General features: G+C 59.9%; 14 protein-coding genes. 8 read left to right on the top strand and 6 right to left on the bottom strand.

The genetic code is table 11. The annotated features are described in order from the left end of the window. Window positions 1–22 precede the first annotated feature (22 nt). Window positions 23–517 (top strand): nuclear transport factor 2 family protein, encoded by a 495-nt coding sequence (locus ACWKWE_RS27135; protein WP_483852233.1) that lies wholly within the window; start codon window positions 23–25, stop codon window positions 515–517. 41 nt (window positions 518–558) lie between these two features. Here the strand turns inward: ACWKWE_RS27135 and ACWKWE_RS27140 are convergent, their stop codons facing one another. The 5 genes from ACWKWE_RS27140 to ACWKWE_RS27160 all read right to left on the bottom strand — a co-directional run bounded on the left by ACWKWE_RS27140 (window position 559) and on the right by ACWKWE_RS27160 (window position 3,953). Continuing rightward, window positions 559–822, bottom strand: a complete 264-nt coding sequence (locus tag ACWKWE_RS27140; protein ID WP_166595241.1) for a hypothetical protein — start codon at window positions 820–822, stop codon at window positions 559–561. A gap of 148 nt (window positions 823–970) precedes the next feature. Then, complete coding sequence (locus tag ACWKWE_RS27145) at window positions 971–1,381, bottom strand: cupin domain-containing protein (RefSeq protein ID WP_483852234.1); 411 nt, start codon at window positions 1,379–1,381, stop codon at window positions 971–973. A gap of 107 nt (window positions 1,382–1,488) precedes the next feature. Further along, window positions 1,489–2,823, bottom strand: a complete 1,335-nt coding sequence (locus ACWKWE_RS27150) for an OprD family porin (protein WP_483852235.1) — start codon at window positions 2,821–2,823, stop codon at window positions 1,489–1,491. Between the two features lie 226 nt (window positions 2,824–3,049). After that, window positions 3,050–3,364 (bottom strand): putative quinol monooxygenase, encoded by a 315-nt coding sequence (locus ACWKWE_RS27155; RefSeq protein ID WP_483852236.1) that lies wholly within the window; start codon window positions 3,362–3,364, stop codon window positions 3,050–3,052. A 268-nt stretch (window positions 3,365–3,632) separates the two neighbouring features. Further along, entirely contained in the window at window positions 3,633–3,953 is a 321-nt protein-coding gene (locus ACWKWE_RS27160) for a hypothetical protein (protein WP_306167752.1), read from the bottom strand. A gap of 463 nt (window positions 3,954–4,416) precedes the next feature. On the opposite strand from ACWKWE_RS27160, the gene pstS reads away from it, so the two are divergent. From pstS to pstB, 4 genes are all read left to right on the top strand, one after another. Then, window positions 4,417–5,433, top strand: a complete 1,017-nt coding sequence (gene pstS / locus ACWKWE_RS27165; protein ID WP_166595247.1) for a phosphate ABC transporter substrate-binding protein PstS — start codon at window positions 4,417–4,419, stop codon at window positions 5,431–5,433. Window positions 5,434–5,506: 73 nt separating this feature from the next. After that, window positions 5,507–6,502, top strand: a complete 996-nt coding sequence (gene pstC / locus ACWKWE_RS27170; RefSeq protein ID WP_166595248.1) for a phosphate ABC transporter permease subunit PstC — start codon at window positions 5,507–5,509, stop codon at window positions 6,500–6,502. Beyond that, on the top strand, window positions 6,499–7,377 hold the full coding sequence (gene pstA / locus ACWKWE_RS27175) for a phosphate ABC transporter permease PstA (RefSeq protein WP_166595249.1): 879 nt from the start codon (window positions 6,499–6,501) through the stop codon (window positions 7,375–7,377). The genes pstC and pstA overlap by 4 nt, the downstream gene beginning before the upstream one ends. Then, window positions 7,377–8,156 (top strand): phosphate ABC transporter ATP-binding protein PstB, encoded by a 780-nt coding sequence (gene pstB / locus ACWKWE_RS27180; RefSeq protein ID WP_166595250.1) that lies wholly within the window; start codon window positions 7,377–7,379, stop codon window positions 8,154–8,156. Before pstA ends, pstB begins: the two co-directional genes overlap by 1 nt. Window positions 8,157–8,358: 202 nt before the next feature. On the opposite strand, the gene ACWKWE_RS27185 is transcribed toward pstB, so the two are convergent. After that, window positions 8,359–9,291, bottom strand: coding sequence for a LysR family transcriptional regulator (locus ACWKWE_RS27185; RefSeq protein WP_341964027.1), 933 nt, complete (start codon window positions 9,289–9,291; stop codon window positions 8,359–8,361). A 544-nt stretch (window positions 9,292–9,835) separates the two neighbouring features. Between ACWKWE_RS27185 and ACWKWE_RS27190 the strand changes: the two genes are divergently transcribed. From ACWKWE_RS27190 to ACWKWE_RS27200, 3 genes are read left to right on the top strand one after another with little or no spacing between them, the layout of a single operon-like run. Continuing rightward, window positions 9,836–10,636: an SDR family oxidoreductase gene (locus ACWKWE_RS27190; protein ID WP_483852237.1), complete on the top strand. Its 801-nt coding sequence runs from the start codon at window positions 9,836–9,838 to the stop codon at window positions 10,634–10,636. Beyond that, entirely contained in the window at window positions 10,629–12,476 is a 1,848-nt protein-coding gene (locus ACWKWE_RS27195) for a glycoside hydrolase family 15 protein (RefSeq protein ID WP_483852238.1), read from the top strand. The genes ACWKWE_RS27190 and ACWKWE_RS27195 overlap by 8 nt, the downstream gene beginning before the upstream one ends. A 21-nt stretch (window positions 12,477–12,497) precedes the next feature. Then, entirely contained in the window at window positions 12,498–12,707 is a 210-nt protein-coding gene (locus tag ACWKWE_RS27200) for a hypervirulence associated TUDOR domain-containing protein (protein ID WP_483852239.1), read from the top strand. Window positions 12,708–12,908: the final 201 nt, after the last annotated feature.

A 12,908-nucleotide genomic window follows, 5' to 3' on the forward strand; every position in this document is an offset into this window, starting at 1 on the left:
TTCAGCCCCACAGGAGAACACCATGGGCATCGAAACCCTGAGCGCTCGACTCGACGCGCTGGAAAGCCGCGCCGCGATCGATCGACTCATCAGCGCTTACTCGAACGCATTCGACCGCATCGATGCGAGGCTCTTGAAGGACATCTGGCACCTCGACGCCAGCCTCGATCTACCGGGGTTCGGCGCCGCGACGGGCCGTGACGGCATCCTCGCCATGGCTGAAAACAGCTGGCGCCAGATGCCCCATATGCATCACTGGATGGCCAATCCTCTGATCGAGATCGCAGGTGACAGAGCGACAGGAACCGTCGCCGCGGACTGCCTGTTTCATGACATCGACAAAGGCCCGGTACAAGTCAGCGGGCTCTATCACGACCGGTTCGAACGCCGGGCAGGGAAATGGGCGTTCGTGTCCAGGCGGTTCGAGCTTCATTTTTTGACCCCATTGAACGACTGGCAGCCCATTGCAGGCGTCGAGTCATTTACAACGCTGCCGCTAGAGCCGCGGCAGGGCTGAGCGCGGCATGCGGTCCAGTGCCGTGTCATTCAAGCGCGAGCTCAATGCACCGCCCAGGACCGTGGCGCAGGCGTATGGGAAAACTTCGAAATCCCTTTCACCCAGAATCGCCGGTGGGAGGTCTGGTCCGGTGGCAGCAGCGGCTGGCTGGACCATTGATGCTGACGTTTCGATTCTTCGCGGTAGGCCTTCCATTCCATCGCTTCTGCCGTGTCTTTGGCCGCTCGCTCGTCATCGAACCAGCCCAAAACGGAAACTTCGCCCTGATCGCGGCCGTGTTCTACCAGCAGATAAATGTCGTACATGCCTGTGCCTTTCGTTCATCAAGTCCGGCCCGGTGTTCGGGCTCTACTGATGGCTTATCGACAGTTGACCGAAAAAATTGAGTGCTGCGTGATGGGGCGCTGACCGGCGGCGCCGTGTGCCAGAGCGCCGCGAGGGTCGACGTCGAGGTCACTTCGGCAGTGGCGTCAGCACCTCGCCGTTGTCGTCCAGCAGGATGAACACCAGCAATTTCGCCCGTTGTGTGGCACTGGCGTTGCGCGATTCGTAATGTTTCGATCCAGCGGGTTCGTACCAGGTTTGCCCTGCCTTATAGGTGATCGCCTTGCCGTCGTTGACCCGTGAAACGACTTCGCCTTCGAGCACATAGGCCATGGCGCTGCCGGTGTGGCTATGGGGAATGGAAGCCTGGCCGGGCGTGTAATCGACGGTCAGGACCATGGCCTTTTTGCCCGGCGCGTTGAGCATCGGGTGATTTTCCAGGATCGTGATTTTTTCGTGTGTGTCGTCGTGGGCTTGGGCGTTGAAGGACAGCGGCAGGGAAAGCGCGAGGCAGGAGAGGGTGGCGGCCAGCAGTTTCATGAAGGGTGCTCCGAAAAGGGGTGACAGGTGACACGCTAAGCCTCGCGTGCCACCGGTCACACTGCCAATCCGGGGAAAGATCAGGGGGCCAATTGCAGCGCCCCGTTTTAGAGGACAGAAATGGGGTAGTCGACGATCAGGCGAAATTCGTTCTGATCCCCCTCGGCCTGATCGGCATTGCCGCGATGCCATGCCTGGCGGATGCGGAACGACAGATCCTTCGCCGGGCCGTCCTGAATCACGTATTTGGCTTCCAGGTTGGTTTCGTGGTGTTTGCCGTCCTCACCATAGCCATAGGCGCGATAGGGGCTGTCGGCGGCCATTTTGGTGCCGTCGATGTCGCGGCCGTTGATGTAACGCGCCATGAAACTCAAGCCGGGCACGCCATACGTCGCCATCGATAAGTCATACCGGGCTTGCCACGATTTCTCGCCCGGGCCGTTGAAGTCCGAGTACTGCACGGAGTTGGCGAGGAAGATCGAGTCGCCAGTGGTACCCGGGCCGTTGTCGCCGAAAGACACGTAGTCGAACGGCTCGTCGCCATGGACTTTCTGGTAGGCGAGGGTGAAGGTGTGCCCCGCCAGAAAACTGTAGGCGGCCGCCAGCGACCAGGTGGTGTTATTGATTTCACCGGCCTTGGCCTGACCTTCGTCGTTGGTGCGGTAGAGGTTGAAGTCAAAGGTCACCGACTGATCGCTGGGCATCGCCAGCACATAGTTGGCGTTGGCGTAGTACTGACGCCAGACGTCTTCGAATTCGGAACCGTATAACTGAACGGACAGGCTGTCGTTGATCGCGTACTTGCCACCGACGAAATCGACGCTGCTCGTGGTCACCCCGGCATAACTGGCGTACAGCTCGCCACTGGAGCTGGTGTGCTGCGGCCCGTTGCCTGCGGTGAAGTGACCACCTTCAAGGTCAAGCCCTTGTATCTCGCTGCTTTGCAGGCTGAAACCGGTGGCGGTCTGCGGGAACAGCCGGGTGCCGCCTGCGGCGAACACCGGCGCGGTGAGCTGCATCGTGCCCCACTTGAGTTCGGTCTTGGAGATGCGCGCTTTGATTGCACCGCCAGCGGTGGCGAATTCGTCTTCTGGGTTGCCGCTGCTGTCGACCGGAATATTGCCCGTGCCGGAGTGGCCCGCGCCGCCGTCGAGTTTCAGGCCGTACCAGCCGTAGGCATCGACGCCGAAACCGACCGTGCCGGGCGTGAAACCGGAGCTGAAGTTGGCCATGGCCGCCTGGGACCAGTCCCGACGATCCCCGGCACCGCTCTTGCCATCCCGGTTGAAGTAATAGTTGCGCAACAGCACGTTGAGTTTGGCGTCCTCGACGAAGCCTTTTGCATCGGCCTGGTCACTGACAAACGCCTCGGCGGCTTCCACCGATTGGACATATCCCGCTGAAACCGCCAGTGCGATCAAACTCAGACTTAGCATTCTCATAATGGCATGACCTCTGAAGTTCCTGAGGCAACGTGCTATCACGGTGTGCGTGCGATAGCGCCCACTTGCCTGCAAGAGCAGAAGCGTAATCCGGCTTTTTGAGTTCGCCACTTTCCGCGCGCAATCAGCCCCTCCGCAGGCCGTTTTTCTGACGATTGGTTTAGTTAACAGGCAATTAAGCGGGGTCGTTAAAGTGTTTGTTCAAGGGGAATTGCTGCCCGGACGCTCAACGGCTTGTGGGAAAGTTGCAATGTTCAGCGTCGCTCTCAAACGCCACCTGACGCACGAAACAATTGCTCAGCAAGCCGTTCAAGCCTTCATTGCTCGGTTTGGCGAAATGGGCGGCCATGACGTCGCAGGACGGCCAGCGCACGTCAATGATCCACAGATCCTGGTCTGCTTCGTCGCGGTTGAGAGTGCTGCTCAGGCAGCCGGACACGGAAGGGAGGTCTTTGACGACACCGGCCAGGTACTCGCCCAGTTCTTGTGAGCGGCCATGAGCGGCGTGAATCCGAACGGTGTTGCAGGTTTCCAGGGTCATGCGAATGTCTCCGTCACAAACGATATCGTCTTTCAACGGAGCCATATTAGTGGGGGACGGCGCAAATGCCAGTGGCCAATCGGAGGAATGAGCGGGAGGCCAATGCTGTGGGGGGGAGGTAAGGTCCTGAGCGGCCGTCAGAAACGGCGGGGGAGCGAATCATCTCGCTCCCCCTCACTGCGATTCAAGACTGCTCATAGACAGTCGCAACAGCGCGCACAGCTTGGGGCTTACAGCTCGCCACTCAAGGCTGGCAGCTCGCTGCCCATTATTTGCTACCGCTGGACCCGCCAGTGCCGCCCGCGCCACCGCCGCTGCCGCCCATGCCGCTGCCATTGCTCATGCCGCCACCCTGGCCAGCGGCGCCATTACCGTCCGAGCTGCCCATGCCTTTGGTGCCTGGGGTGGAACTGTTTCCGGCTTTCGGCGTGCCGTCTGTGTTCGGGCCAGCGCTGCCATTACGTGGGCCAGTGGTGTTGGAGTTGGTATCAACCGGATTGGTCGGGCCGGTGGACCCTGCAAACGCAGAACCTGTTGCAATAGCCATCAGGCTGGCAAGGGTCAGAGCCGTCAGTTTTTTCATGATCATGATGTGAATCCCTTTCTGTTGTGGATACACATTGGTCTGGTAGCCGATCGTAGACGTGCCGTGGTTCCGACGAACGGTCAGTTCGGACGGTCTGAAAAACCCGGAAACACCTTTATGACCCCATTGCAGGGTTTTGTTGACCCATCACACGCAAGACCGACATCAACACCGGTCATCCTGACACCGTTTTGTCATATTCACGCCGAAAACACGAGCTTTCAGCGCCGTTATCGAGCCGATTGTGGCGCATTGATATTAATTTCTAAAAACGTGGACAACCCGGTTGGGAGCCAATGAATTCGGGGGTTTTGTTTTTACAGGGTGTAGGAAATTACCTACAAAATCGCCTCGATTCCAAGGTGTGTCCCAAGACTGTCATCAAACAGAAATGTTTCGGGTTTTAAATCTGCATCGGGTCTTCAACTGCGACCACACATACACATTCTCTTGCTGAGGTATTGCCGTGAATCTGCTGACAAAAACACGCCTGTCACTCCTGCTGGCTTCGATGGCCTTGTCCGGAATGGCACACGCTACGGACGTCACTGGTGCTGGTTCGAGCTTCGTGTTCCCAGTCATCTCGAAATGGGCGACCGAGTACAGCGCAAAGTCCGGCAACAAAGTTAACTACCAGTCGATCGGTTCCGGCGGCGGTATCGCACAAATCAAGGCAGCCACCGTTGACTTCGGTGCTTCCGATGCCCCTCTGAAAGCCGAAGACCTGCAGGCTGCTGGCCTGGGTCAGTTCCCAAGCGTGATCGGCGGTATCGTTCCAGTCATCAACGTTGAAGGCATCGAAACCGGCAAGCTGGAACTGAGCGGCAAAGTTTTGGCTGATATCTTCCAGGGCAAAATCACCAAGTGGAACGATCCAGCGATCGTTGCGCTGAACAAAGGCGTGAAACTGCCAGAAACCGCGATCACCGTGGTTCACCGTTCGGACGGTTCGGGTACTTCGTTCAACTTCACCAACTACCTGAGCAAAGTCAGCCCGGACTGGAAAGCCGGTCCTGGCGAAGGTTCGGCTGTTCAGTGGCCAGTCGGTGTGGGTGGCAAGGGTAACGAAGGTGTGGCTGCTTACGTGAAGCAGATCAAGGGTTCGATCGGCTACGTGGAATTCGCCTACGCCAAGACCAACAACATTTCCTACGTCAAGCTGGAAAACGCTGCTGGCAAAACGGTCGAGCCTAGCGCCAAAGCGTTCGCCGCTGCCGCTGCTACTGCTGACTGGGCAAGCGCCAAGGACTTCAACCTGATCATGACCAACGCCCCGGGCGCTGAGGCATGGCCAATCACTGCCACCACCTGGATCATCATGTACAAGCAGCCGAAGAAGGCTGAAGAAAGCAAGGCCGCTTTCGACTTCTTCAAGTGGTCGCTGGAAAGCGGTCAGGCTCAAGCCGAGTCGCTGGACTACGTTCCACTGCCTAAAGAGCTGGTCAGCAAGATCGAAACCTACTGGAAAGCCGAGTTCAAGTAAGAACTCGACGTTATCCGGCTAACCCCTGTCACCGAGCGCTCGGTGACAGGGTTTCCTTGCGAGTGGACCCACCATGACTGAGAACACCCAATATATGTCCGCTGTGATTCCGGATGCTGAATCCGAGAGCGAAAAACGCGCGGCCCGCGATCACCGACACGACGCCTGGTTCCGGCGCACGATGCTGGGAGCGGCTCTGTTGGTGCTGCTGTTGCTGGCGAGCATCGCTGGCTCGACGCTCTGGGGCGGTGCCCTGGCGTTCAAAACCTTTGGCTTCGAATTTCTTACCAGTACCGAATGGGACCCTGTCGCCGGTCATTTCGGCGCATTGGTGCCGATCTACGGCACGCTGGTCACCTCTTTCCTTGCGCTGCTGATTGCCGTTCCGGTGAGTTTCGGCATCGCGATTTTTCTGACTGAAGTGGCGCCGCCCTGGCTGCGCACACCGATTGCTTCCGCTGTCGAGTTGCTGGCGGGCATCCCCTCCATCATCTACGGCATGTGGGGCCTGTTCGTCTTCGGCCCCTTCATGGCGGCCTACCTGGCGCCCTGGATCAACGACAACCTCGGCGCATTGCCGCTGATCGGTCCGGTCTTCCAAGGCCCGCCGCTCGGCATCGGCATGCTCACCGCCGGTATCGTGCTGGCGATCATGATCACGCCGTTCATTACCTCCGTCATGACGGAAGTGTTCCGCAGCGTGCCAGTGGCCCTAAAAGAATCGGCCTACGCACTGGGCGGCACGACTTGGGAAGTGGTCTGGGACATCGTCCTGCCCTACACCCGCTCGGCGGTGGTCGGCGGCGTCTTCCTGGGACTGGGTCGCGCACTGGGTGAAACCATGGCCGTGACGTTCGTACTGGGTAACGCTCACCAGTTCTCCGCATCGCTGATGATGCCAAGCAGTTCGATTGCGTCTGTGATCGCCAACGAATTCAGTGAGGCGTACACCGACCTGCATCGCTCGTCGCTGATCGCTCTGGGCTTCTTGCTGTTCGTTGTTACGTTCATTGTGCTGGCCATTGCCCGCCTGATGCTGTCCCGTCTGTCGCGCAAGGAGGGCCTATGAGTAAGGTCGACAACGAAAACCTGTATCGGATGCGGGCTTTCAAAAATAAGCTGGCGATGGTCCTGAGTTGCGGCGCGACCGTTTTCGGTCTGCTGTGGCTGGTGTGGATTCTGATCACCACCCTGGTCAACGGTTTCCAGGCGCTGAACCTGCGCCTGTTCACCGAAATGACTCCGCCGCCAGGCGCTGAGGGCGGTCTGGCCAACGCGTTCTACGGCAGCTTCCTGATGTCCGGCATCGGTCTGTTGATTGGCACCCCTATCGGCCTGATGGCCGGTATCTGGCTGGCGGAATTCGCGCGCCACACCAAGCTGGGCAACGCCGTTCGCTTCATCAACGACATCCTGCTGTCAGCACCGTCGATCGTGCTCGGCCTGTTTGTCTACACCGCCGTGATCCTGCCGATCAGTGCCGTGACCGACCATCGCATAGGCTTTTCGGCCTTCGCCGGTGCGCTCGCCCTGGCGTTGCTGGTGATTCCGGTCGTGGTGCGTACCACCGACGAAATGCTCCAACTGCAACCGGCGACCATGCGTGAAGCGGCGCTGGCTCTGGGCGTGCCACAGTGGAAACTGACCCTGCAGATTGTCCTGCGTGCCGCCCGTGCCGGTGTCATCACCGGTATCTTGCTGGCCTTGGCGCGCATCACCGGCGAAACCGCGCCGTTGCTGTTCACTGCATTTGGTAACCAGTTCTGGAGCGGTAACCTGCTCAAGCCGATCGCCAGCATTCCCGTCGTGATTTTCCAGTACGCCATGAGCCCGTTCGATGACTGGCACTCACTGGCCTGGGCCGGTGCCCTGATCATGACCCTGTTCGTACTGTTGCTGAGCCTCAGCTCCCGTCTCCTTCTTCTGCGCAATAAGGCATCCTGATGAATAACCTTTCGCTTGCCGACGAAAAAACCAAGATCCAGGTTCGCAACCTCGACTTCTACTACAACGGCCACCAGTCGTTGAAGTCCATCAACATGACCATTCCCGAGAAGCGCATCACGGCGATCATCGGCCCGTCGGGTTGCGGCAAGTCGACCATGCTGCGTGTGTTCAACCGCATCTACTCGATGTACCCGAAGCTGGAAGCCAAGGGCGAAGTGCTGCTCAACGGCGAAAACATCCTGGCGCCGGGCTATTCGATGAACCGTTTGCGCAGCCACGTAGGCATGGTGTTCCAGAAGCCGGTGCCGTTCCCGATGTCGATCTACGACAACATTTCGTATGCCGTGAAGCACCACGAAAAGCTGTCGCGTCGTGAGATGGAAGAGCGTGTCGAAGAAGCCCTGCGCGGGGCCGCGCTGTGGGATGAAGTGAAAGACAAGCTCAAGCAAAGCGCTCAGAGCCTGTCCGGTGGTCAGCAGCAGCGTCTGTGCATCGCCCGCACCATCGCACTGCGCCCGCAAGTGCTGTTGCTGGACGAACCGACCTCGGCACTCGACCCGATCTCCACCGGTCGCATCGAGCAACTGATCACGGAGCTGAAGGAACAGTTCACGGTGGTTATCGTGACCCACAACATGCAACAGGCCGCGCGTTGCTCGGACTACACCGCGTTCATGTTCCTGGGCGAACTGATCGAACACGGCGACACCGACACCATCTTCACCAAGCCGACCAAGACTCAGACCGAAGATTACATCACCGGTCGTTTCGGCTGATCCACGCTCCACGCCGTTGCCTGTGGCCGCTCAACCGGGTGGCCACAGGCACGACCCCGAACACCCTGTAGACCTGCAGCACCACGAAACCCCTGTAGGAGCGAATTCATTCGCCAAGAGCCGGTACATCCGACACTTCTCTGTCGGATGTTCGAACGCCTCGCGAATGAATTCGCTCCGACAGTTGGGCTTGCGTCACAGCTCAGCCTTTGGGCAGCGGCGGAATCGGGCTGTAATCCCCCATGAACTGCTCCAGCCGCTTGCGCAGCCAGCGCTCTGCCGGATCAGTGTCCATCACGCTCAGCCAGACCATCGACAGCTCCAGGTTCGGGGTAATGAACGGCAGCGGCTCCCCCCTCAACAGTCCCGAATTGCCCATCGCCAACGTTAGATGATCCGGCAAGTTGCACAACAGGTCGGTCCCGGCCATCAGAGCGGGCAGGGTGCTGTATTGCGGCACCGACAGGACGGCCTTGCGCTTGCGCCCGATGGCCGCCAGCCACTCATCCGCGAAGCTTGAAATATTCGCCACGTGAGAGACCACCACATGCGGCCGTGAGCAGTATTCGTCCAGGGTCAAGGGTTCGGGCGAATCGTCTGCCCGCACCACCATTGGCTGCACGCTGCGCAGCAACTTGCGCTTGGCATTGGCGGGGAGTTCGCGGGTCAGGCACACACCGACCGTGATCTCACCGGACATGAGCAGTTCGGAGACATTCCAGTAGCTGACCTGCTGAATGACGATCACGACCCCCGGTGCTTCCTGGCGAATGGCGCGCAACAGGGGCGGCAACAGGCTGTATTCGACATCGTCGGACAGACCGATGCGGAAGGTCATGTCGCTGCTGGCGGGGTCGAAATCGCGGGTCAGGCTCAGCGCCACGGACATCGCGTCCAGGGCCGGCGACAGGTGGTGGATGATCTCGTTGGCCCGCGCCGTGGGTTCCATGCGGTGGCCTACGCGGATGAACAAGGGGTCGTTGAACAACGCTCGAAGCCGGTTCAGGGCGGCGCTGATGGTGGGCTGGCCAAGGAACAGCTTCTCGGCGGCACGGGTCACGTTGCGCTCTTGCATCAAGGTCTCGAACACCACCATCAGGTTGATGTCGGCCTTGCGCAGCTCGTTGCGATTCATACCTGATCCCCGTTACGCGACATTCGTCACCCTGCTCGTTGAAAGCCTGCGAAATGATGACCGGCAGTTTATGAAGCACCGTCGTCCGCCGTCCAGCGTAACCGTATGTTTCGCGGACCGGTTGGTTAACGGAAGGGCTTTGCGCCCTGTGCCTGTCGACCGACGCACAGACCTGTGGGAGCGAATTCATTCGCGAAAACGGTATTCCAACCGAAGGAGATGCGGCGCCTGCGCCGACGATTCGCGAATGAATTCGCTCCCACAAGGGTTCAACTGCGCTGCGGCGTCTGAGCCAGACACAAACCTTAACGTGTGGGAGCGAATTTATTCGCGAAAACGGTACTCCAGGCGAAGGAGATGCGGCGCCTGGGCCGACGATTCGCGAATGATTCGCTCCCACAGCGGTTCACCTGCGCTGCGGAGTCTGAGCCAGACACAAACCTCCCAAAGGTTTGGATCGTGTCCAGCCTGGCGACATCCGCAATGAACTTCCATCCAAGGCCATCAGTCAGCATTTAAACGCTCATCTGAGGCTCGACATTCCATGCAGATTTCCTTGAAAGGCCAGGTCGCGCTGGTAACCGGTGCCAGCTCTGGCTTGGGCCTGGGCGCGGCCCGAGGGCTGGCGGCTTCCGGCGCCGCGGTCGTGGTCAATTACCACTCCCAACCCGAACCCGCAGAAAAACTGGTGAACGAGATATTGAAAGCGGGCGGCCAGGCCATTGCCGTTCGCGCCGACGTGTCGAAGGAGGAGGAGGTCGAGGCCCTGTTCGCCGAAACCCTCAAGGCGTTCGGTCGGCTGGACATCCTGCTCGCCAACTCGGGCCTGCAAAAAGATGCCCCTATTGCCGAACTCAGCCTCGACGACTGGAACACCGTGATCAGCGTCAACCTCACCGGCCAGTTCCTCTGCGCCCGTGCGGCGTTGCGCCAGTTCGCCAAACAGGAGATCCGCCCCGAGATTTCCCGCGCACTGGGCAAGATCATTCACATGAGTTCCGTGCACCAGGTGATTCCTTGGGCCGGGCATGTCAACTACGCGGCTTCCAAAGGTGGGGTGGACTTGCTGATGCGCAGCATCGCTCAGGAAGTCGGCGAGCAGCGCATCCGCGTCAACAGCATCGCGCCGGGGGCGATTCGCACGGCGATCAACACCAAGGCCACCACCGGCGATGCTGAGAAAGCACTGCTGAAACTGATCCCCTACGGCCGCGTGGGCGAAGCCGAAGACGTCGCCAACGCCGTGGTCTGGCTCGCCTCCGACGCCTCTGATTACGTGCACGGCACCACGCTGTTCATCGACGGCGGCATGAGCCTGTATCCGGAGTTTCGCAACAATGGTTGAGCCTTCCCGCACGCAACACGACCCGCGCGACGAGCCGCAGAATGCCATCGAGAACCACGGCATCATCGGCGACATGCGCAGCGCCGCATTGGTGGCCGATACCGGCAGCATCGACTTCTGCTGCTGGCCGGATTTTGACAGCCCGAGCATCTTCACGGCGCTGCTCGACACCCCGGACGCCGGGATCTTCCAGCTGTCGCCCCTCCTTCCCGACGCACGCCGTCAGCAGTTGTACCTGCCTGAAACCAACGTGCTGATGACCCGCTGGATCGCCAAGGATGCCGTGGTCGAAGTCACCGATCTGATGCCCATCGCCGACGAAGTCGAGGACCTGCCACGGCTGGTGCGGCGCATTCACGTGCGCCATGGCACGACGAAAGTGCGGATGCTGTGCCGCGTCCGCCACGATTACAGCCGCGCCGAAACCACCGCGCAGATGGAGGGCAAGGACGTGCGCTTCGAAGCCCAGGGCCAACCGGCCATACGCCTCTGTGCCACGGTGGACCTGTCGCTGGACGGACACGCCGCCATTGCCGAATTCGAGATGAAGCAGGGCGATATCGTCGAGTTCATGCTCGGCGGCGCCGACGATGAAAACGTCCGCGCCACGCAATGCGATTGCGACCTCAAAAGCACCGTCGATTACTGGCAGCACTGGAGCCGCCACTCCAATTACCGGGGTCGTTGGCGCGAGACCGTCAACCGCTCCGCGCTGGCCCTCAAGCTCCTGACCTCGCGCAAGCATGGCGGCATCGTCGCGGCGGCCACGTTCGGGCTGCCGGAAGAAGAGGGCGGCGAGCGCAACTGGGATTACCGCTACACCTGGATTCGTGATGCGTCGTTTACCGTCTACGCCTTCATGCGCCTGGGCTACACCGACGAAGCCAACGCGTTCATGCACTGGGTCCGCGAGCGCATGGGCGACTGCTGCGACGACTCGACCAAGCTCGGCATCCTGTATTCCCTCGCGGGCCAAGAAGAATTGCCCGAAGAAAACCTGACGCACCTGTCCGGCTACGGCGGCGCAACCCCGGTGCGCATCGGCAACGAAGCCTATAAACAGACGCAACTCGACATTTATGGCGAACTACTGGACGCGGTCTATCTGGCCAACAAATACGGCGAGGCCATCTCCCACGAAGGCTGGAAGCACACGACCCGACTGGTCAACGAACTCTGCGAAAACTGGCGCAGCAAGGACGTTGGCATCTGGGAAATGCGCGGCGACGATCAGCACTTCCTGCACTCGCGACTGATGTGCTGGGTGGCGCTGGATCGCGCGCTGCGTCTGTCGTTCAAGCGTTCGCTGCCCGCGCCGTTCGAGCGCTGGACCAAAGAACGCCAAGCGATCCATGACGACATCTGGGAAAACTTCTGGGACCACGACCTCGGCCATTTCGTCCAGCACAAAGGCAGCAAAAACCTCGACGCCTCAATGCTGCTCATGCCGCTGGTGCGGTTCGTCGGCGCCAGCGATCCGAAATGGCTATCGACCCTTGATGCCATCGAACGCACCCTGGTGCGCGACGGCATGGTCTACCGCTACCGCAACGACGATGACTACGGCGACGGCCTCGACGGCGAAGAAGGCGCGTTCGTCGCCTGCTCCTTCTGGTACGTCGAATGCCTCGCGCGGGCAGGACGCGTGGAACAGGCGCATTTGGAGTTCGAACAGTTGCTGCGCTACGCCAATCCTTTGGGCCTCTACGCCGAAGAGTTCGACACCCATGGCCATCACCTCGGCAACACCCCGCAGGCCCTGAGCCACTTGGCACTGATCAGCGCCGCCACCTTCCTCGACCGCAAACTCGAAGGCAGCCAGACCCTCTGGCAGCCCTGAGCGTTAATAAGGAGCAACCCTATGACCCATAAATTTAAAAAAGGCGATCACGTGCGCTGGAACTCAGACGTGGGGCATGTGGTGGGGGTGGTCACCAAGGTGCACACCAAGGATGTTGAGTTCATGGGCAAACATCGGCCTGCGTCGGAAGATGAGCCGCAATATGAGGTGAAGAGCGACAAGACCGGGCATCTGGCGATGCATAAGGAAGGGGCCCTAGAGAAGATATGAAGATGCGCTTTCGCGTATGAGCAGGGCTGGCCGGAGCGTAAAAAAGAGCCGTCCCAGCTACCCTGAGGTGCTTTCTTGAGGCAATGCAGGTATGTTCCCGTCTGACGCTGGCGCGTGATGCCAGATTGAGTCAGGACCTCGGGCGTGGCGATCAGGATGGCACAATGGATGACGCTTTGATTCTGGCGGATCGCACTGATC

It is taken from the genome of Pseudomonas salicis, assembly GCF_057128705.1.

Excerpts from the sequence above, each read along its gene's own strand:
- pstC (WP_166595248.1), top strand. The coding sequence starts at position 5,507 with ATGACTGAGAACACCCAATATATGTCCGCTGTGATTCCGGATGCTGAA.
- ACWKWE_RS27150 (WP_483852235.1), bottom strand. The coding sequence starts at position 2,823 with ATGAGAATGCTAAGTCTGAGTTTGATCGCACTGGCGGTTTCAGCGGGA.
- ACWKWE_RS27135 (WP_483852233.1), top strand. The coding sequence starts at position 23 with ATGGGCATCGAAACCCTGAGCGCTCGACTCGACGCGCTGGAAAGCCGC.
- ACWKWE_RS27160 (WP_306167752.1), bottom strand. The coding sequence starts at position 3,953 with ATGATCATGAAAAAACTGACGGCTCTGACCCTTGCCAGCCTGATGGCT.
- ACWKWE_RS27185 (WP_341964027.1), bottom strand. The coding sequence starts at position 9,291 with ATGAATCGCAACGAGCTGCGCAAGGCCGACATCAACCTGATGGTGGTG.
- pstB (WP_166595250.1), top strand. The coding sequence starts at position 7,377 with ATGAATAACCTTTCGCTTGCCGACGAAAAAACCAAGATCCAGGTTCGC.
- ACWKWE_RS27190 (WP_483852237.1), top strand. The coding sequence starts at position 9,836 with ATGCAGATTTCCTTGAAAGGCCAGGTCGCGCTGGTAACCGGTGCCAGC.
- pstA (WP_166595249.1), top strand. The coding sequence starts at position 6,499 with ATGAGTAAGGTCGACAACGAAAACCTGTATCGGATGCGGGCTTTCAAA.
- ACWKWE_RS27140 (WP_166595241.1), bottom strand. The coding sequence starts at position 822 with ATGTACGACATTTATCTGCTGGTAGAACACGGCCGCGATCAGGGCGAA.
- ACWKWE_RS27145 (WP_483852234.1), bottom strand. The coding sequence starts at position 1,381 with ATGAAACTGCTGGCCGCCACCCTCTCCTGCCTCGCGCTTTCCCTGCCG.
- ACWKWE_RS27195 (WP_483852238.1), top strand. The coding sequence starts at position 10,629 with ATGGTTGAGCCTTCCCGCACGCAACACGACCCGCGCGACGAGCCGCAG.
- ACWKWE_RS27155 (WP_483852236.1), bottom strand. The coding sequence starts at position 3,364 with ATGACCCTGGAAACCTGCAACACCGTTCGGATTCACGCCGCTCATGGC.
- ACWKWE_RS27200 (WP_483852239.1), top strand. The coding sequence starts at position 12,498 with ATGACCCATAAATTTAAAAAAGGCGATCACGTGCGCTGGAACTCAGAC.